The sequence below is a fragment of the Mesorhizobium sp. CAU 1741 genome, from assembly GCF_039839275.1.
Classification (GTDB): domain Bacteria; phylum Pseudomonadota; class Alphaproteobacteria; order Rhizobiales; family Rhizobiaceae; genus Aerobium.
In genome coordinates this window covers 175,796-193,644 of sequence record NZ_JBDOQP010000005.1, presented here as the reverse complement: position 1 = coordinate 193,644, position 17,849 = coordinate 175,796, and the positions used below count along the sequence as shown (strand labels likewise).

Annotated in this window: 17 protein-coding genes; 7 read left to right on the top strand and 10 right to left on the bottom strand. The window is 66.4% G+C overall.

Annotated features, from left to right (window positions below):
• Position 1 precedes the first annotated feature (1 nt).
• The 6 genes from AAFN84_RS19870 to AAFN84_RS19845 are packed head-to-tail and all read right to left on the bottom strand — an operon-like array spanning position 2 to position 6,775.
• On the bottom strand, positions 2-1,588 hold the full coding sequence (locus AAFN84_RS19870) for an ABC transporter permease subunit (RefSeq protein ID WP_347516415.1): 1,587 nt from the start codon (positions 1,586-1,588) through the stop codon (positions 2-4).
• Positions 1,585-2,382, bottom strand: coding sequence for an ABC transporter ATP-binding protein (locus tag AAFN84_RS19865; RefSeq protein WP_347516414.1), 798 nt, complete (start codon positions 2,380-2,382; stop codon positions 1,585-1,587). The genes AAFN84_RS19870 and AAFN84_RS19865 overlap by 4 nt, the downstream gene beginning before the upstream one ends.
• Entirely contained in the window at positions 2,372-3,364 is a 993-nt protein-coding gene (locus AAFN84_RS19860; RefSeq protein ID WP_347516413.1) for an ABC transporter substrate-binding protein, read from the bottom strand. The genes AAFN84_RS19865 and AAFN84_RS19860 overlap by 11 nt, the downstream gene beginning before the upstream one ends.
• The gene (locus AAFN84_RS19855; RefSeq protein ID WP_347516412.1) at positions 3,361-4,371 is read right to left on the bottom strand and encodes a lysylphosphatidylglycerol synthase transmembrane domain-containing protein; all 1,011 of its coding nucleotides are present in this window, start codon (positions 4,369-4,371) and stop codon (positions 3,361-3,363) included. The genes AAFN84_RS19860 and AAFN84_RS19855 overlap by 4 nt, the downstream gene beginning before the upstream one ends.
• The gene (locus AAFN84_RS19850; RefSeq protein WP_347516411.1) at positions 4,368-6,002 is read right to left on the bottom strand and encodes a sulfatase-like hydrolase/transferase; all 1,635 of its coding nucleotides are present in this window, start codon (positions 6,000-6,002) and stop codon (positions 4,368-4,370) included. Before AAFN84_RS19850 ends, AAFN84_RS19855 begins: the two co-directional genes overlap by 4 nt.
• On the bottom strand, positions 5,999-6,775 hold the full coding sequence (locus tag AAFN84_RS19845; RefSeq protein WP_347516410.1) for a CDP-alcohol phosphatidyltransferase family protein: 777 nt from the start codon (positions 6,773-6,775) through the stop codon (positions 5,999-6,001). Before AAFN84_RS19845 ends, AAFN84_RS19850 begins: the two co-directional genes overlap by 4 nt.
• A gap of 126 nt (positions 6,776-6,901) precedes the next feature.
• On the opposite strand from AAFN84_RS19845, the gene AAFN84_RS19840 reads away from it, so the two are divergent.
• The gene (locus AAFN84_RS19840; protein ID WP_347516409.1) at positions 6,902-7,453 is read left to right on the top strand and encodes a cytochrome b; all 552 of its coding nucleotides are present in this window, start codon (positions 6,902-6,904) and stop codon (positions 7,451-7,453) included.
• A 12-nt stretch (positions 7,454-7,465) separates the two neighbouring features.
• Here AAFN84_RS19840 and AAFN84_RS19835 read toward each other — a convergent pair whose 3' ends face one another.
• Genes AAFN84_RS19835 through AAFN84_RS19820 form a run of 4 tightly spaced genes read right to left on the bottom strand, consistent with a single transcriptional unit; the run spans position 7,466 to position 11,128 of the window.
• On the bottom strand, positions 7,466-8,602 hold the full coding sequence (locus AAFN84_RS19835; protein ID WP_347516408.1) for an ABC transporter permease: 1,137 nt from the start codon (positions 8,600-8,602) through the stop codon (positions 7,466-7,468).
• On the bottom strand, positions 8,599-9,516 hold the full coding sequence (locus AAFN84_RS19830) for an ABC transporter ATP-binding protein (RefSeq protein ID WP_347516407.1): 918 nt from the start codon (positions 9,514-9,516) through the stop codon (positions 8,599-8,601). Before AAFN84_RS19830 ends, AAFN84_RS19835 begins: the two co-directional genes overlap by 4 nt.
• Positions 9,513-10,457, bottom strand: a complete 945-nt coding sequence (locus tag AAFN84_RS19825) for an HlyD family efflux transporter periplasmic adaptor subunit (RefSeq protein ID WP_347516406.1) — start codon at positions 10,455-10,457, stop codon at positions 9,513-9,515. The genes AAFN84_RS19830 and AAFN84_RS19825 overlap by 4 nt, the downstream gene beginning before the upstream one ends.
• Complete coding sequence (locus AAFN84_RS19820) at positions 10,454-11,128, bottom strand: CerR family C-terminal domain-containing protein (protein ID WP_347516405.1); 675 nt, start codon at positions 11,126-11,128, stop codon at positions 10,454-10,456. Before AAFN84_RS19820 ends, AAFN84_RS19825 begins: the two co-directional genes overlap by 4 nt.
• 266 nt (positions 11,129-11,394) lie before the next feature.
• Here AAFN84_RS19820 and AAFN84_RS19815 point away from each other — a divergent pair, with 266 nt between their 5' ends.
• The 6 genes from AAFN84_RS19815 to AAFN84_RS19790 all read left to right on the top strand — a co-directional run bounded on the left by AAFN84_RS19815 (position 11,395) and on the right by AAFN84_RS19790 (position 17,845).
• Positions 11,395-12,402 carry a tripartite tricarboxylate transporter substrate binding protein gene (locus AAFN84_RS19815; RefSeq protein ID WP_347516404.1) on the top strand — a complete coding sequence of 336 codons (1,008 nt, stop codon included), beginning with the start codon at positions 11,395-11,397 and terminating at the stop codon, positions 12,400-12,402.
• A gap of 81 nt (positions 12,403-12,483) precedes the next feature.
• Positions 12,484-14,007, top strand: coding sequence for a tripartite tricarboxylate transporter permease (locus AAFN84_RS19810; RefSeq protein WP_347516403.1), 1,524 nt, complete (start codon positions 12,484-12,486; stop codon positions 14,005-14,007).
• Entirely contained in the window at positions 14,000-15,043 is a 1,044-nt protein-coding gene (locus tag AAFN84_RS19805) for a Gfo/Idh/MocA family oxidoreductase (protein WP_347516402.1), read from the top strand. The genes AAFN84_RS19810 and AAFN84_RS19805 overlap by 8 nt, the downstream gene beginning before the upstream one ends.
• Positions 15,040-15,546 carry a tripartite tricarboxylate transporter TctB family protein gene (locus tag AAFN84_RS19800; protein ID WP_347516401.1) on the top strand — a complete coding sequence of 169 codons (507 nt, stop codon included), beginning with the start codon at positions 15,040-15,042 and terminating at the stop codon, positions 15,544-15,546. Before AAFN84_RS19805 ends, AAFN84_RS19800 begins: the two co-directional genes overlap by 4 nt.
• Complete coding sequence (locus tag AAFN84_RS19795) at positions 15,543-16,391, top strand: sugar phosphate isomerase/epimerase family protein (RefSeq protein ID WP_347516400.1); 849 nt, start codon at positions 15,543-15,545, stop codon at positions 16,389-16,391. The genes AAFN84_RS19800 and AAFN84_RS19795 overlap by 4 nt, the downstream gene beginning before the upstream one ends.
• Positions 16,388-17,845: an enolase C-terminal domain-like protein gene (locus tag AAFN84_RS19790; protein ID WP_347516399.1), complete on the top strand. Its 1,458-nt coding sequence runs from the start codon at positions 16,388-16,390 to the stop codon at positions 17,843-17,845. The genes AAFN84_RS19795 and AAFN84_RS19790 overlap by 4 nt, the downstream gene beginning before the upstream one ends.
• The last annotated feature ends 4 nt before the right edge of the window (positions 17,846-17,849 follow it).

Sequence of the window (17,849 nt, the reverse complement as noted above, 5' to 3'; positions counted from 1 at the left end):
TTCAGCGGCTCAGTTGCTCGCTTGCATAGACAGTGAGCACGCGGCGTTCAACGAGGCTGACAAGCCCATAGCTCGCTGCGGAGAGCGCGGCGACGACGACGATCGACGACCAGAGCATGGCATAGGCGGAGGTCGAGGCGGAGATCGCCATCAGGCTGCCGATGCCGGTGCCGGTGGCGAGCCATTCCGCCACCGTCGCCGCAAGGATCGCGGCCGGAACGGCAATGCGGGCGGAGGCGAAGAAGGCCGGCAGCATGGCCGGAATCCGCGCCAGGCGCAGGCTGGTCCAGCGGCTGGCGGAATATGTGCGGAACAGGTCGATCACCGGGGCAGGCGCCTGGCGCATGCCCTCGACGCACGCGACGAGCGTCGGAAAGAAGATCATGATGGCGACGATGGTGATCGTGCCCACGCTGCCACGACCAAGCGCGAGCACGATCAGCGGCGCCGTGGTGATGATCGGTATCGAACGCAGGGCGATTGCCGTGGGCAGGACGGTCGACGCCAGTGCGGGGAGCGAAACGACGATCACGGCCAGGCCCGCGCCAAGAAGCAGACCAAGCAGGTAGCCCGGCGCCGCGGAATACATCGTTTCGAGAAGGGCTGAAAAGAGCGCGGCACGATGGTCCGCCGCATCGCTCGCCGTGACGAGAAAGTCGAACACGTGCCACGGCCGCTTGGCAAAGAACTCATTGAGGCCGAACAGCTCCATCAGCCCCGCCCAGAGTAGCAGTATGGCGCATGTCGCCACCGCACCAAGCAGCAGCCAGCTACCAACCGAACCGAGCGCCGAGCTTCGCGTCTCCGGAGGTGGTGCGGAAAGAATGATCGGCGGCGGCGCGGCGTTCAGTCTGCGGCCGATCCAGCCGATTCCGGCATAGACGAGGATGGCTGTGGCGGACGCGACGGTGGCGAGCGCCCAGGTCGCGGTCACGTCGAGGCCTCGCATCGCGCGGATGGCGAGCACGCCCATGCCGCGTTCGGCGCCGGTGAATTCGCCCACCATCGCGCCGAGGAAGGCGGCCGGCGCCGTAATCTGCAGCCCGGCGATGAGGTAGGGAAGCGACGCGCGGGCGCGGACCTGCACGATCTCGGTCCATCGGTTGCGGCCGTAGCTGCGCACGAGATCCAGCCAGGCTGATGGCGAGGCGCGCAGGCCGACCATCAGGGTCAGGAAGGTGACGTAGTAGACGGCAAGTGCCGCGAGGGTGATCTGCGGTGCGGTGCCCGGGCCGCCGATCACCCGCAGGATCGGTCCCGTGGCGACGAACGGCAGGCAGGATACGAACAGCGCGACCGCGGCGACGAGGCGCTCCGCTCGCGGCACCAGCAACGCCATCAGCGCCAGCGCGATGGCCACGAGATTGCCGATGACGAAGCCGAGCGCGGCGGATTCGAACGTGACCGCCAAGGCGCGCGACACCAGCCCGGCATTTTCCATGAGGTAGGCAGCGACGGATACGGGGCCCGCAAGCAGATATGTGCCGTCGAGCGCCCTTGCCGCCAGCTCCCAGGCCAGCAGAACCCCGACCGCGCCGGTGATGCCGGAAGGCAGGTGGGCGGCCGGTCTTTCGGCAAGGGCGGTCATTCCGCCACCAGCGGGTGCCGTTCATATGGGCCGCCCATGCCCAACGCGTCGGTGACCTGCATCGAAAGATCGCGAAATTCCGGGCTTCGCAGGACGGACAGGTCGCGAGGACGTGGCAGGTCGACGACGATGTCGGCGTGAACGCGCGCCGGCCGGTCGCTCAGCACGATGATGCGGTCGGCAACGAAGATCGCCTCGTTGACCGAGTGGGTGACGAGAATCGCGGTCGCGCCGCCTTGTTGCCAGAGCGCCGGCAACTCCTGGTCGAGACGCATGCGCGTCAGCTCGTCCAGCGCCCCGAACGGCTCGTCGAGCAGCAGCAGGTCGGGTTTCGCCGCAAGGCAGCGCGCGATCGCAACGCGTTGGCGCATGCCGCCGGACAATTCCGCCGGACGGCGGTCCTCGAACCCGTCGAGCCCCACCAGCGCAATGAGTTCGTCGACGAAATGCGGATCGGGCGCCAGCCTGGCGAGATGGCGCGACAAGGCAACGTTGCCGCGCACCGTCCGCCAGGGTAAGAGCGCGGCGTCCTGGAATGCCATCGCGAGACCACCCCGGCGCTGCACGTCGGCGGGCGTCTCGGCGCCGATGAGGATCTCGCCTGAAGATGGCGCTTCCAGACCCGCGACGAGCCGCAGCAATGTCGATTTCCCACAACCGGACGGACCGACGATCGCGGTCGTACGACCGGCCGCAAAGACGATATCCAAGGGTGCCAGGGCAGGTACTGCCCCTGCGCGCGACTGGAACACCTTGGCAAGTCCGATGCAGCGAACGTCGGACCTAGGCTGCATACACTTCTTCGAGCAGCGATCTGTCCCACATCTCCCGCGTCACTGTCCTGCCCAGCAATGCGAGCGTTTCGATATTGGCATCCACCGTCTCGTCGGTGAACCAGCCGAAACCATTCTGGTCGGTAAGCTCGGAAAACATGAGCGGCACCTGCCGCTCCGCCTGCAGGATCTGGGTTTCCAGTTCGAGGCCCTGGTCGGGGAACATCTCGATGGTCAGCCGGGCGGCCGCATCTGTATCGGCGCGATAATCCTGCCAGCCCTGCACTTCGCCCTTCAGAAGATTGACGAGGTCGGCACGGCGGCTTGCGATCGTCTCCTCGGTGGCGATGTAGGTCTGGGAATGCACCGCGTAGCCGTGGTCCGCCATCAGCATGGTGACGTTCTCTATGCCCTGCACCGACATCGCGACGGGAAGATCAGTCTCCCAGCACAGGAGGCAATCGACCTGGCCGGCCACCAGCGGCGCGGCATCATATTGGGTGGGAACCACCTCGATGGCGTCGATGTCGACGTCGTTGATCGTGCACAAGGCCTGCAGCACCGGCATGTTCGCCAGCGCCATGCCGATCTTCTTGCCCTCCAGATCGCCCGGTTCCCGAACCGGGTTGGCCGGCAGCGATGCGATCACGAACGGGTTCTTCTGCATGGCCACCAGCACGATCTTGAACGCCGCGCCCTGCTCCACCGCTGCCGCGGTGTAATCGGCCGCGCCAATGCCCATGATCGCCTGGCCAGCGATGACCGGCGGTTCGACAGGTGCGTTCGGGCCGCCGGGATTGAGCGAAACATCGAGGCCGAGTTCGCTCCAGTAGCCTTTCGACTGCGCGATGTAGCTGCCTGCGAACTGTACCGAATGAAGCCATGAAAGCTGGAAATTCAACGCGGTCTGCGCCCTTGCCGGCAAAAGGCCGGTGGCTGCAAGCCCGACCCCGCAGGTCGCGCCGGTCAGGAATGCACGCCGCCTCATCGTGAACTTGCTCATTGTGTCGACTTTCCCGTTTTGATCGATTGTAGGGCGCCTGTGGCCGGCGGCAACTCTCCGGTCTCTCGCGATGCCAAGAATCCGCGCACATTTGCGTTAGGCCATAGCCACAGGGCACCGGGGAGGGACGAAGCCAGCATCATCACACCGAAGGCGACGCTTGCCGCAAGCCCCGCGTCAGCCGATGCTCCGACGAGTGGAAACAGGGCTGCAGCCGCTCCCTCGCGAAAGCCCCAGCCGGATATGGTCAGCGGAATCACCATCGAAAACAGGATCAGCGGAACGATCGTCACGCTGGCCTCGAAACCAAGCGCCGTACCGGTCGCCAATGCCGCGAAGGCAAAGCCGGCGATGTTGCAGGCGGCGATGGCGATGCCAAGCAGCAACTGGTGCTTCCATATGCCGGCCGCGACGAAGACCTGCCGGGCGCTCTGGGAGATCCGCCTGGCAAACGTCACGCGGCGATGCACGGCGATGCGCAACAGGCCGATCAGTACGATCGCAACCACAGCAACGATCAACACGGAGACGGCGCCTTCCTCGGGTGCATCGAGCCCGCCCGGCATTGCGAAAGTGAAGACAAACCCCGCCGCCATGACCGAGCCGAGCACGACCTGGCCGGCGAAGCGCTCGAAAAAGACCGCCTCGCCGCTTCTTGCTAGTGCCGCGCCTGGCCGCTCGTCGAGTGGGCGCGCCCGAACCGCGCGTCCGACGTCGCCTACGACACCGCCTGGCAGAAGCTGGTTGACGACATGCGCGACGTAATACTCTCGAATGGCGGTCGGTCTGGAGATCTGCATGCCGAGCGCTGCGGCAGTGATCCGCCAGCGCATCGCCGAAAGGATCGTCTGAAGGTTGAGCGCCAGCCAGCATGCGAAAAGCCATTGCGGCTGGGCGTCGGCCAGCCTTTGGAACGCGGCTCGTCCGTCGACGACGACCCAGAGCACGGCGAGCAGCACCGCTGCCGTGAGCAACTGGAAGCCGGCGATGCGCCAGGTCCTCTTCATGGCAGTGAACGCCCAGCCATCGAGGGACCGGCGCCGGTGCTGAAGGCCTCCACGAAGCGATCGCGGAAATCCTCCATCGGCCAGACCGGCGCATCCGCTGCGGGCACGAGCCCCGGCGTAAGCGCCCAGTCGTCGATGGCGGCGAGCAGGCGCGGCGGACCAATCAGGTGGACCGCCACATCGAAGCTGTCGATCTGCGACACGAACTGCGCCGCGGGATGGTCACCGAGTATCACCATCAAAGGAGCGTCCGCGCCGCGCCTGGCTGCAAAGGACATCACCGTGCGCAGCGCATAGTCGATCGACATGCGGTACTGGTCGCGGACGCGGTCGCGATCACGCCAGATGACGGCCGGCGTCTCGCCGTATGTCGCCCAGCGGTCGAAGATCTCGCCATCGCCGACCTCGTCCCAGGGGACCAGTTCCGGTACCGGCACCCAGGGCGCATGGGACGAGATCAGCGCCGTCTGGATGAAGCTGGGCCTTTCGCTCGTGCCTAAAAGGTCGCGATAGCGCGACAGCGTGAACTGGTCCGGCATGGTCACCCAGTTGAATGGCTGGCCGCGATAGCCGAGATCGTCCGCGGCCAGCACCGTCTCGAAGCCCAACGCATCGGCTTCCGGCCAAGGCATGGTGATCGCGGGCATCACCGCCGCAGTTCGATAGCCGGCTTCGCTGGCAAGGTGAAAGAGGGTCTTGCGCGGGCTGGCGAGGAGGGCCGCGTAGCGCGTCTGGCCATCGGTCTTCAGCCCCGAGGCGATCGTCGCGTGCGCAAGCCAGCTCTGGCCGCCGGCGATCGGTGACGTCAGCCAGCCGGAGCGCATCGCGAGGCCCGCCGCCGCGATCTCCTCCTGCGCATCGCGCAGCGTCGCCATATGGGTCGGGGCGTAAAGCGGGTTGTCGAAGCTGGCCCGACCGTAGCTTTCGACGAATATCAATTCCACGTCATGGCCGTCGAGACGGTCGAAGAGATGCGCCTTGCCGGCATAGGGATCGGTCCGTGCCGCCCTGTCGAAGCGGGCCAGATCCGCCAGCGTCTCGCCATAGAGCCGGGCGCGTTCGATCGCGACCCGGGTGGTGAAGGCGGCGCCCGGCGGCTCGAAACCGGGAAACAGGCCGCGCATGGCATGGCTGACATCGGCCGTGGCGATCAGGGCGGCGACCATCGCGGCGCCGGCTGCCAGATTGCGGGGCAAGCGCGGCAGCGCGACCTTCGCCCACGCGCCGGTCGCCCACCAGACAAGCCATACCATCAGGATGAAGGCGAACGGGCCCAGGATGGCCACCCCGGTCGCGCTCAGCGGCCCCAGGGCACCCTGCGCGACCTGCCAGCCGGAGGCGACGAGCGGCCAGTCCGCAACAGGATTGAAGGCGCGGCCAAGCGCCGAATACATGCCGAAATCCAGGCTCTTCATGACAACGAAGACGACAAGCAGCGAGACGATCACCGCACGCAGGATCGAGGTCGCGCGGCCACGCGACGGCATCGCGGCCAGCAGCAGCAGGATGGCCGGCAGTTCGAGCGGGAACAGCAACAGCGCCCCCGGCGTCAGGGCCGCGGGATGATTGGGCTGGATGAGGACGAGATGCAGCACCAGTGCCGCCAGGAACAGAAGGACGCCCTGCTTCATCGAGGCTGCCGATAGAGCCAGAGAATGTCGACGGCGAACGACCATGTCAGCAGCGCGGCCGCCGCGCCCGCCAGAATGCCGGATAGCGGCGGCACCACAAACGGGACCAGTAGCGCGACGAGCACCCCGATCTGCACCACGCAGACGGTCTTGCGACGCATGCTTTCCGGCAATGGTGCTGCCAGCCAGGGCACAACGGCGCTTGCGGCAACGAATGCGTAACGCATCAGGCCAAGGACCAGCACCCAGGAACCGGCCTTGCCGGACAGAAAGGCCAGCGATGCGAGCAGCAGCGCCAGAAGCGCGTCGACCTCCATGTCGAACCGCGCGCCGAACGCCGATGACATCCCGTTTCTGCGTGCCAGCCATCCATCGACGGCATCGAGGGCGAATGCCACAAGCGCAATGGCAAGCAGCGTCCACCATGTCGCTGCTTCGATGGTCTGGCCGGCCGCCAGCGCGAGCGGCACGACCAGAACCGAAGCCAGCGCCGCCCGCAGAAGCGTGATCAGGTTGCAGGCGCCGATCGCGCCATGTGGATAGCCGGTACGCAGTCCGAGAGCTGCCGCAACAGCGGTCAGGGCGAAGATGAAGACCGCAAGCAAGGCCAGTGCGCCAGTGCCTTCAGGCGACAAATGCGATGCAAGCGCCCAGACGGGAACCGCCAACAGCAAGGCGGCAAGGACGAGTTGACGGCCCGCTCCGCCATGCCGCCCATCCGGGCGCAGTCCTTGGTGCTGGTGGTGGGTGGAACCGACGCTCGTGACACTCATGCATGATGAATTTGCCGGCGTCGCAAATTTGTCAAGAAGCAGCCGCCGGCGAGCGATTTCCTGCTTTTGTTTGGCGCTGTCCCGGCATAGCTTGGAGAACGATCGAGGCGAGAGGGACCCAGAGCGATGTCTGAACGGATTGTGGGCTACAAACCCTTGCATCGCGCCTTTCACTGGCTGGTGGCGCTTCTCGTTCTGGCGACCATTCCCGTCGGCGTGACGATGGTCAGCGAGGACATATCACGATCAGTTCAGGACGCGTTGTTCATCTTTCACAAAAATGTTGGCGTGGTGATCCTGCTTCTGATGCTTGCCCGCCTGGCCTACCGGCTCGTGAACCCACCGCCGCCCTTGCCCGACAGCGTGCCGCGATGGCAGGCCAGCGTGGCGCACGCGACCCACTGGCTGCTCTACCTGCTGGTCTTCGTCATGGCGATCTCCGGATACATCCGGGTCGTCGCCGGAGGCTTCCCGCTGGAGGTCTTCGACGCCATCGGCGTACCCCGCCTGGCTCCCCGTTCCGACGAACTTGCCGAAACGGCGAAAGGCATCCATTTCTACGTCCGGTTCGCGCTCGTCGTGTTGATCCTGATGCATGTCGGCGCCGCCCTGTTTCACGCCATCGTCAAGCGCGACGGCGTCTTCTCCAGCATGGTGACCGGTCGACCGCGAGCGTGATCTGACTGCGGCTCAGTCCAGGGTGCGGCGGAACCGTGCGAGCGCGACCGACGCGTAGGCCACGATGAACAGCACGAGGATTGCGGTGGAGGACGCGACGTCGGCCAGATCCGCGCCTTTCAGCATCACGGCGCGGATGATGCGCAGGAAATGGGTCAGCGGAAACAGCTCGCCCAGCCATTGCGCCCATACCGGCATGCCGCGGAACGGGAACATGAAGCCCGACAGCAGGATGGATGGAAGGAAGAAGAAGAAGGTGAGCTGGAGCGCCTGCATCTGGGTGCGCGCGACCGTCGATATGAAATAGCCGAGCAGCACCAGCGCGAGGACGAAGATGAGCACGGCGCCAAGCAGCAGGCCGAGTCCGCCGACGAACGGGATGCCGAAGAGCAACCGCGCCGTCACCAGAACCACGGCCACCTGCACGGCGCCGACAACCAGATAGGGCAGCACCTTGCCCAGCATGATCTCGAAGGGGCTCGCAGGCATGGCGAGCAGGTTCTCCATGGTGCCACGCTCGATCTCGCGTGTCAGCGCGATCGACGTCATCATCACCATCGTCATCTGAAGGATCACGCCGAGCAGGCCGGGCACGATGTTGTATTGCGATATGCCCTCCGGATTGTAGCGGCGATGCACGACCACCTCCATCTGGGAGGCTGCTTCCGCAGCCGAGACGGCCTGGATGCCGCGTTCCCGAAGCAGCGCCTGGCTTGCTACCGTGCCGAGCGTGGAAATGGCGCCGGAGGCGGCCGACGGATCGGTGGCGTCCGCTTCGATCAGGATCTGCGGGCGGTCGCCCCGGTCGACGCGGCGGCCGAAGTCGGACGGGATGGTGACCACGAAGACCACCTCGCCGGACGCGATCAGCCGCTCGGCCTCCTCGGCGCTCGCGGTGACGTGGTCGAAGCGGTAGTAGCCGGTCGCCTCGAGTGACGACACCATCGCGCGCGCATAATGGTCCTGGGTGACCGAAACCAGCGCGGCGGGCAACTGCTTAGGGTCGGAGTTGATGGCGAAGCCGAACAGGAGAAGCTGGATCAGCGGCACGCCGAGCATCATCGCGAAGGTGATGCGGTCGCGCCGCATCTGGATGAATTCCTTCGTCAGAAGGGCGCCGAGGCGTCCGAATGCAAAGAAGCGGTTCATTGCATGTTGTCCCGCGCGCCCGACATGAACTGGATGAAGACGTCTTCGAGGCTCGTCTCGCCACGCGTCATGCTGATGCCGGGACGCCGCGCGATCGGCTCGAGCGAGGCCTCGATGAGCGCCGCGTCGGAGCCCACCACGTGCAGCGTGGTGCCGAAGGGAGCCGCCTGCTCGACGCCGGGAAGGCGGGACACTTCCCGCGCAAGCTGGTGGAGGTTGTCGCCGCGCAGGACGAATGTTGCCAGACCGGCCTTGCTGACAACCTCCTCGACCGTCCCGGCCGCCAGCATCCTGCCATAGGCGATATAGCTGATGCGGTGGCAGCGCTCCGCCTCGTCCATGTAATGGGTGGAGACGAGCACCGTCAGACCGTCGGCCGCGAGCCTGTGGATCTCGTCCCAGAAGTCGCGCCTTGCCTTCGGGTCGACGCCGGCGGTCGGCTCGTCGAGCAGCAGCAGCTTCGGCTTGTGCATGATGCAGGCCGCCAGCGCCAGGCGCTGCTTCCATCCTCCCGAAAGCGTTCCGGCAAGTTGCCTGCGACGGCTGGTGAGACCGAGCTCCTCCAGCGTACGGTCGACATGCTCGCGTGCCGGCTTCAACTGATAGAGCCGGGCGACGAATTCGAGATTCTCGGCAATCGTCAGGTCTTCGTAGAACGAGAATTTCTGGGTCATGTAGCCGACCTCGCGCTTGATCCTCAGCGCTTCGGTCCGCAGATCGAAGCCGAGCACACGGCCATCGCCCTCATCGGGCGTCAGCAGGCCGCACATCAGCCGTATGGTGGTCGTCTTGCCGGACCCGTTCGGGCCGAGGAAGCCGACGATCTCGCCTTGCCCCACGCTCATGGAAACATGGTCGACGACGGTCTTGTCGCCAAAGCGCTTGACCAGTCCGTTGACCTCGATGGCATTCACGGCACCAGCCTCACATCGACGATCTGGCCGGGCTTGAGTGTCTCGGCGTCGCCTTCGGGCCGCGCCTCCACCAGATGGACGAGCTTCTGCCGCGTCTCGAGTGAATAGATGACCGGGGGTGTGAACTCGGGCTCCGGCGAGGCATAGCTGACGCGCGCGCGCAATCCCGCCGGGCAGCCGTCGCAGCGAATGTCCAGCAGCGCGCCGATCTGAACGGAAGAGAAGGCCGGTTCGGGCACGTAGAGCTTGAGCCTGACGGCACCGTCCGGCAGCAGCGACACGACGGGCGCGCTCGGACCTGCGATATCGCCAGCCCCACGGATCACATCGGCGATACGCCCCGAAGCAGGCGCGACGATCGTCCGTTTCTCCAGCCGCCAGCGGGCCTGCGCGAGGGCGGCGCCCGCGCGTTCGACCTGGCCCTGCGCGGCGCGAATGGTCTCTTCACGCGCCGGCAGGCCGGCGACGGACAGATTGGCCTCGGCCTGCTCGATCCCCGCTTTGGCGAGCTCGAACGCCGTTTCGGCCTTGTCGAGTTCGGCGCGGGTCGCGATCCCGCGACCATTGAGATCACGTGTGCGCTCGAGAACCCGGCCTGCCTCGGCAGCCTCTGCCCTGGCCGAGCTCAAGGCCGCCTCCAGCACGGCGATCTCTTCCGGGCGCTTGCCCAATTTCAGGTCGGCGAGTTGGGCCTGCGCCTGGTCGAGCGCCGCCTTCGCCTCGGCCACGGCCAGACGTGCGTCCTCGCTTTCGAGGTCGGCGATCGTCTGCGACGTTTCCACACGGTCGCCGCGCCGCACGTCGAGCGAGCGCAGTTGCGCGGTCTCGATCGGCGCGAGCAGGACATAGTCCCCCTCGACATAGCCGACGGCAAGGGGCGCGGGTTGGCCGCAGGCCATGAAGAACGAGGCGGCGAGGGGGAGCGAACACAGGAAACTCATGGCGTATCCTTGCGCGATGACTCGATGACGGCGATCATGTTGCGGGAGGCCTGTTCGGCGATCCGGCGGGCTTCCTCCGCGCCGATTTCCGTCCAGCCGAGACGCCGCAGGACGGCCTCGCGGCCGATGCGGAAGTAGATGAGCTGGCCGATCATGGTGAAGATCGCGATCTTCACCTCCTCGCTCTCGGGCTCCTGGCCAACGGCAATGGCCCAGACGTCACACAGCCGGCGGTGAACGGGCTCGAAGATGCCGTCATAGATGATGTCCAGCGCGGCGGTCGGGTATTGCAGCTCGTGCAGGATGAACCGTACGAAGCCGCCGACCTCAGGACCTGCCAGCATGAACATCGCCATGCGATCGATGGTGGCACGCAACTGCTGCTGCGCTTCGGAGGGGCTGCCGGGAAGAGGCAGTGTCAGGACGAGGCCGGCGCCCTTGCTCATGGTCTCGACGATGTGCGTGGCGCAAGCATCCCGCAACGCTTCCTTGCCGCCGAAATGGTAGGCGATCGAGCCGATATTGGCATTGGCAGCCGCAGCGATCTCGCGCGTCGAGGTGGATGCAAAGCCTTTCTCGCCAAAAAGGCGCAGGCCGGCCTCTATCAGAGCCGCGCGGGTACTGCCGCCTTTGCCGGAATATTGTGCGGTCGGTGTTGGTGACTGGGTCATGGAAGTGCGTTTAATCAATCGATTGATTAAATGCAAATGGAATTATGCCGGAGACGGTCCTGATCCAATCTGTCCGCAACGCAATGCGCCACTGCGTGGCTTGCCAGGCGCGGAGGGCTCATGCCCCGTGACCGGAAGCCGGCCAGAAAATCCCGCTCCGGCCACGTCCGGAAACGGACTCGCCGGCCAGGCCAACAAGGCTCTTGACAGGCGCATGCTTCCATCGTCTGATTATCTAACCGTTTGGTTAGTTAGGGGAACAGGCAATGGTCATCAAACGTCTTGCATACCTCGCTGCAGCCGCAGCGTTGACAGTCTCTTTTTCGGCCTCCGCGCAGGAGTGGAAGCCGTCCGAACCGGTGACGATCATCGTACCGTGGGCCGCTGGCGGCTCCACCGACACCGTCACCCGCGTCGTCGCCGGGGAGCTTTCGGAAGCCTTCGGCCAAAACTTCGTCATCCTCAACCAGCCCGGCGCGTCCGGCTCGGTCGGCACCCGCGCGGTGTGGGAAGCCGAGCATGACGGCATGACGATGGCCGCCGGCGCGGTTGCAGATCTCGGCGCCTATCCGGTCTTCGGCACGCTCGATGCGACGCTGGAAGACTGGCGGCTCTACATCCACGTCGCCAATCCGGGCCTCGTCTCCGTCCCGGCCGACAGCGAATGGCAGGATTTCGGCGACCTGCTCGAGGCCCTGCAGGCCGAAGGCGAGCCAATCACCGTCTCGTCGGGCGGCCTCTCGTCCGCCACCGCCATCAGCATGCAGACGCTGGAGAAGGCCACCGACATCAACTACCGCCAGATCGTCTATGAAGGCGGCAACCCGGCGGTGATCTCCACCGTCGCGGGCGAGACGCAGTTCACGGCGCAGACCGCCACCGAGCAGGTCGACATGATCCGCGCCGGCCGCCTGCGTCCGCTGGCCGTCATCGCCGACCAGCCGCTCGAACTGGAAGGCTTCGGCACCGTTCCGCCGGTCACCGAGTGGCTGCCGGAGGTTAAAAGCGCGCCGAACTATTTCGGCATCTACATTCCCGCCGACGCGCCGCAGGAAGTCCTCGACGCCATGGACAAGGTCTGGGCGGAGAAGATCGCCACCTCGGAGGTGATCAAGAAGCATGCCGCCGAGCGCGGTGCGCTGTTCAACGCCGCCCATGGCGACGATGCGGTGGCAGCGGCAACGCCGTTCCTGTCGATCAATGCCTGGCAGCAATTCGAAAGCGGCGCGGCTCCGAACGACCCGAGCGAGTTCGGCATTCCCAAGCCCGAGTAAGTCCTCCCGGACGTAAACCGCCTCCGGGGCATCCGCCCCGGGGGCACTCCTTGAAGCCTTTGCGATCCAGGCATTCCGCGCATGGACGGTCTCTCTCATTTTTTCAACGCGGTCCTGGCGATCGGATTGTCGGCCGACCTGTTCACCGTGGTCTGGGCGACGCTGCTTGGCATCGTCGTCGGCATGATACCCGGACTGACGGCGACGCTCGGCGTCGCGCTGGTCACCACGCTTACCTTCTCCATGGAGCAGAACACCGCCATCCTGGTGCTGATCTGCGTCTATATCGGCGCGATCTATGGCGGCGGCAGGACCGCGATCCTGCTCAACATCCCGGGCACGCCGGCAAACGCCGCATCGGCGCTCGACGGTTTTCCGCTCGCCAGGCAGGGCCGTGCGGGCGAGGCGATGGCGGTCGCCACCACGGGATCGTTCCTCGGCTCGATGGTCGGCATGGTCGCGCTGGCGGTGGTCGCGCCGTGGCTGGCCGAATTCGCACTCGACTTCACCTCGTTCGAATTCTTCTGGCTCGCCGTCTTCGGCATCGTGCTGTGCGGCCAGCTCACCGCCATGGACGATCCGCTGAAGGGCTGGATCGCCGGTTTCTTCGGCCTGCTGATCGCGATGGTCGGGCAGGAGAGCCTGCACGCCTATGCGCGCTTCTCCTACGGGATCGGCGACCTCGAAGGCGGTTTCGGGCTGCTGCCGGTGCTCGTCGGTGCCTTCGGCTGCGCCGAGGTCTTCGCCGTCATGCGGCAGGAGGCGACCCAACTCGTCGCTTCCAAGGTCGGCAACGTCCTGCGCTCGGCGCTGTCTTGCGTGCGCTACACGCGGACATGGCTGCGCTCGGGCATCATCGGCACCTTCATGGGCGTCGTGCCGGGCGTCGGCGAGGACATGGGTGCATGGGTTTCCTATGCAGCGGCAAAGCGCGCCTCCAAGACCCCGGAAGAGTTCGGCAACGGCTCGACGGACGGTCTGCTCGCCGCGGAGACCGGCAACAACGCCGCCGTTCCCGGCGCGCTCATTCCCGTGCTGACGCTGGCGATCCCCGGCTCCGCGCCGGCCGCCGTGCTTCTGGCCGCCATGGTCATCCATGGGCTTCGCCCCGGGCCGCTGATCATGATCACGCAGGCGGACTTCTTCTATTCCGTCGTCGCCATGGTGTTCTGGGCAAGCTGCGCCATGCTGGTTCTCGGCCTGCTGATGACGCGCCCGCTTCTCTACGTGCTGCGCATCCGGCGGGAGTGGCTGATGGGCATGATCTTCGTGCTCTGCGTCGTCGGGTCGTTCGCGATCGCGGGCCGCATCTTCGACGTCTGGGTGATGATCGGCTTCGGCCTCGTCGGCTTCCTGATGCGCGAAATGGGGTTCCCGGTCGCGCCGATGATCCTTGGCGTCGTGCTGGGACCGATCCTCGACAACAATCTGCGCCGCAGCCTGTCGCTGTCGCAGGGCGATCCGCTGCAGTTCCTGACGCGTCCGATCAGCGGCGTGATCGCGGCGCTGGTGCTGCTGGTTATCGTGCTGTCGTTGCCGGTTGTCCAGCGCGCCATTGCCGCCGCCGTCGCGCGGGTCACGGCCTCCGGCAAGCATCATGGCTAGCACGCCGCCCGTCCTCATCTGCGGCTTCGGCGCGTTCGGCGAGCTGCACGCCAGGGCGTGGCGCCGGCTCGACCCGGACGTTTCGCTGATGGTCGCCGACCCGTCGCCAAAGGCACGGGCGCGCGCCGCGCAACTTGGCATCGTGGCGGACGCGCTGAGCGGCAACGCGGCAACGCTGATCGATCGCGCCGGTATCGTCGACGTGGTCGCGCCGCCGGCATTACATTTGCCTCTCGCGCTGGAGGCGCTCGCCGCCGGCAAACCGGTGATGATCGAGAAGCCGGCGGTGAAGACCGTCGCCGAGGCGCGCCGGCTCGTCGAAGCCGCAGGCACAACGCCGATCCAGATCGGCCTGGTGCTGCGGGCGCATCCGCTGGTCGCCACCGCGCGGCAGATGCTCGATGCCGGCGAAATCGGCACCCTGCACGCCATGGAGGGTGACTTCTCTGGCTGGAAACGGATGCGTGCGGATTCATCCCTCATCGAGAACGACGGCGTGCACTTCCTCGACCTGATGCGCCATTTCGCGCGCGTACCGGCGCACGACGTCGAGGCGCGGTCGTGGGCGACGCTCGACGCGGATGTTGCGGACGACATCGTGGTCGAAATCGGCTTCGGCGGCGCACTGCGTGGCCGGCTACGTCTCGGCGTGCTTGCGGCAGGCGAGACCGAAGACGCCTTCGTGCCCGGCGCCGTGACGACCAAGACGCTGCGACTGATCGGCGAAAGGGGCAATATCCTCATCGACTTCAACCGCAACCGGCTGACCCTGTCGAAGGTCGCATACACGCGCTCGGCCGGCGGACACGACGTCGCGCCGCTCGCGGTCGAAACCCGCTCGGCACTCGGCGCCACGCCGGAAATGCTGCTGGCGCGCAGTTTCGGCCTCTTCGTCGACGCCGTCCGTTCCGGCGCACCGGTGATGTGCGGCGCCGAAGAGGGCGCGCTGGAACTCGCGGCCACGCTTGCCGCGATCGAGACCGCGCTCGCCGGGCAGACACGCAGCGCCACGCGCATCGAAGGAGTTTCGCCATGACCCATGCCCGTCCGGTCCGTGCCGACATCGTGGCCGGTGCCGTCGTCACCGCCATCGGTGTGGCGGGCTTCGTCGAATCATGGCGCATGCCGCGCTTCGAAAGCCGCAACGCCGATCCGTTCACCGTGCCGGGGCTGACGCCCGGCCTGCTGTGCGCTGTGCTGTCCGTGCTCGGCGTCGCGCTTGTGCTGCGGGCGTTGGCCGGCAGGTCGGGCGCCCTGCCGCTGCCGATCCTCGACTGGTCGCGCGGCAGCGCTTCACGCATGATCTTCACGCTGGTGACGGTCGTCGTCTACGGCTTCTTCCTGTTCGGCAACATGTCGTTCCTGGTTGCGACAGCGATCTTCGTCTTCGCCTTCACCATGGGTGCGGAACTGCTCAATCCGGAGCGCAAGCTGTCGCTGCTGCCGCTGGGCATCGGCGCGCTGGTGCTGTCGCTCTGCGCCGCCTTCGCGATCCGCTTCGTCTTCGTCGAGCTGTTCCTGGTGAGGCTGCCCGGATGAAGCATTTCCGCATCGCGCTCTGCAACGAGGTGGTCGCAGCCTTGCCTTTCGAGCGGCAATGCGCGCTTGCCGCCGCGCTCGGCTATGACGGGCTTGAGGTCGCGCCGTTCACGCTGTCCGACGATCCGGCAACGCTGTCATCCGCAGCCCGCGCGGACCTGCGCCGCGCCGCCGAGCGCGAAGGGATCGCCATCACCGGCCTGCACTGGCTGCTCAACGCGCCCGCCGGCCTCTCGATCACCAGCGGCGACGCCCGGGTCCAGCAGAAGACGCGCGACCATGTCGCCGCGATGGTCGATCTCTGCGCCGAGCTCGGCGGCGATATCCTCGTCCACGGATCACCGAAGCAGCGCGCGCTGGGCGATGCCGCCACGCCGGACGCCGCGCGCGCCAATGCCGTCGCGCTTTTCCGCCATGCCGCCGAGCGGGCAGGGGCCGCCGGCGTCACCTACTGCATCGAGCCGCTGTCGCCCATCCTCACCGACTTTGTCACCACGATCGATGAAGCGCGCGCCATCGTCGACGAGATCGCCATGCCGGCACTTGCCACCATGCTCGACACATGCGCCGCATGGAGCGGTGAGCACGAGCAGCCCGACGCGCTGATCCGACGGCACCTGCCGTCGGGCGCGATCCGCCACGTCCATCTCAACGACGACAACAATCGCGCGCCGGGACAGGGCGCGCGGGGCTTCGCGCCCGTCATGCGCGCGCTGCTCGACCTCGACTATCGGGGCGTGGTCGGCATCGAGCCTTTCGACTATCACCCGGACGGATCGACGGCCGCCGCGCGCGCCATCGGCTATCTGCAGGGCCTCATGGAAACGATGGAGGCACGCTCATGAGCACGCCAAGGGTAAAGCTCGGCGCGGCGCGCTTCGGTTTCGACAATGCGTTCGCGCGCATGCCGTTCCGCTTCGGCGTCGTCACCATCGAGGCCGCCGCGTCGCTGACGCTTGAACTGGAGATGACGGTCGACGGCAAGCGCAGCATCGGCTACGCCGCCGACCTGCTGGCCTACAAATGGTTCGACAAGCGCCCGGAAAAGACGCCTGCCGACAATGTCGCCGACCTTCTCTGGATGGTCGAGCGCGCCGCCGACATCGCCCGCGACCTGCCGGAGGCGACGCCCTTCGCGCTATGGCGGCAGCTCGACCAGGCGGTGGAGCGGGTGGCACTCGAAGGCGGCTTCAACCGGCTCGGCGCCTCCTTTGGCACCTCGATGATCGAGCGTGCGATGATCGACGGCGTCGGCAAGGCGCTCGGCCTCGGTTTCCGTGCCATGCTGGCGGGCGATGCGCTGGGCCTGCGCCCGGCCGAGATCTTCCCCGAGCTGGACGGCATGAGCCTGGCCGAGGCGATCCCGGCCGCGCCGCTGACGGCGCTCGACGTGCGCCACACGATCGGCATGGTCGATCCGCTCACCGCCTCCGACCCGTTCGAGCCGGTCGGCGATGGCCTGCCGGAGACGCTGGAAGACTATCTGCGCCATGACGGCATCCGCCATCTCAAGATCAAGGTGGGCGGCGACCTCGACGCCGATCTTGCGCGCCTCGACGCCATAGCCGGGCTCGTAGCGAAGCGTGGCGATGTCATCAAGGCAACGATCGACGGTAACGAGCAGTACAAGCGGCTGGAGGATTTCGCCGCGCTGATGCAGGCGATCCGGTCGACACCGTCGCTTGAAGCGCTCTACGACGCGACGCTGTTCATCGAACAGCCGCTGGAGCGCTCTGTAGCCCTAGCCGGCACGCTGGATGCCAGGGCGCTCGAGGCGATCGGCAAGCCGCTGCTGATCGACGAGGCCGATGGCTGGACGGGCGCCTATCGCGAAGCGATCGAACTCGGCTATCGCGGCGTCAGCCACAAGAACTGCAAGGGCGTCATCCGCTCTTTCCTCAACGCCATGCTCGCCGCCCGTCACAGCCGCTTGGCAGGCGAACCCGGCAGCTATTTCCAGTCGGCGGAAGACCTGACCTGCCTGCCGAACGTCTCGCTGCATGCCGACCTTTCGGTGGTGGCCGCGCTCGGCATCAGCCATGTCGAGCGCAACGGCCATCATTATTTCCGCGGGCTCGATCATCTGCCGGCGGCCGAGGCCGAGGCCGCGCTCGCCGCCCATCCGGATCTCTATGAGCGCGCCGGCAGCCGGGTGCAGCTCGCCATCCGAGACGGCCGTATCGCGGTCGGCTCGCTTGCGACGCCTGGCCTGGGCTCCAGCGTGACACCCGACATGGACAAACGCATCGCGCCGCGCGACTGGTCGTTCGCGATGCTCGAAACAAAAACAAGAACCTGACGTT

What these genes read in the sequence shown, in the direction of transcription:
- AAFN84_RS19870 (WP_347516415.1), bottom strand. Translation starts at nt 1,588, where the DNA reads ATGACCGCCCTTGCCGAAAGACCGGCCGCCCACCTGCCTTCCGGCATC.
- AAFN84_RS19865 (WP_347516414.1), bottom strand. Translation starts at nt 2,382, where the DNA reads ATGCAGCCTAGGTCCGACGTTCGCTGCATCGGACTTGCCAAGGTGTTC.
- AAFN84_RS19860 (WP_347516413.1), bottom strand. Translation starts at nt 3,364, where the DNA reads ATGAGCAAGTTCACGATGAGGCGGCGTGCATTCCTGACCGGCGCGACC.
- AAFN84_RS19855 (WP_347516412.1), bottom strand. Translation starts at nt 4,371, where the DNA reads ATGAAGAGGACCTGGCGCATCGCCGGCTTCCAGTTGCTCACGGCAGCG.
- AAFN84_RS19850 (WP_347516411.1), bottom strand. Translation starts at nt 6,002, where the DNA reads ATGAAGCAGGGCGTCCTTCTGTTCCTGGCGGCACTGGTGCTGCATCTC.
- AAFN84_RS19845 (WP_347516410.1), bottom strand. Translation starts at nt 6,775, where the DNA reads ATGAGTGTCACGAGCGTCGGTTCCACCCACCACCAGCACCAAGGACTG.
- AAFN84_RS19840 (WP_347516409.1), top strand. Translation starts at nt 6,902, where the DNA reads ATGTCTGAACGGATTGTGGGCTACAAACCCTTGCATCGCGCCTTTCAC.
- AAFN84_RS19835 (WP_347516408.1), bottom strand. Translation starts at nt 8,602, where the DNA reads ATGAACCGCTTCTTTGCATTCGGACGCCTCGGCGCCCTTCTGACGAAG.
- AAFN84_RS19825 (WP_347516406.1), bottom strand. Translation starts at nt 10,457, where the DNA reads ATGAGTTTCCTGTGTTCGCTCCCCCTCGCCGCCTCGTTCTTCATGGCC.
- AAFN84_RS19820 (WP_347516405.1), bottom strand. Translation starts at nt 11,128, where the DNA reads ATGACCCAGTCACCAACACCGACCGCACAATATTCCGGCAAAGGCGGC.
- AAFN84_RS19815 (WP_347516404.1), top strand. Translation starts at nt 11,395, where the DNA reads ATGGTCATCAAACGTCTTGCATACCTCGCTGCAGCCGCAGCGTTGACA.
- AAFN84_RS19810 (WP_347516403.1), top strand. Translation starts at nt 12,484, where the DNA reads ATGGACGGTCTCTCTCATTTTTTCAACGCGGTCCTGGCGATCGGATTG.
- AAFN84_RS19805 (WP_347516402.1), top strand. Translation starts at nt 14,000, where the DNA reads ATGGCTAGCACGCCGCCCGTCCTCATCTGCGGCTTCGGCGCGTTCGGC.
- AAFN84_RS19800 (WP_347516401.1), top strand. Translation starts at nt 15,040, where the DNA reads ATGACCCATGCCCGTCCGGTCCGTGCCGACATCGTGGCCGGTGCCGTC.
- AAFN84_RS19795 (WP_347516400.1), top strand. Translation starts at nt 15,543, where the DNA reads ATGAAGCATTTCCGCATCGCGCTCTGCAACGAGGTGGTCGCAGCCTTG.
- AAFN84_RS19790 (WP_347516399.1), top strand. Translation starts at nt 16,388, where the DNA reads ATGAGCACGCCAAGGGTAAAGCTCGGCGCGGCGCGCTTCGGTTTCGAC.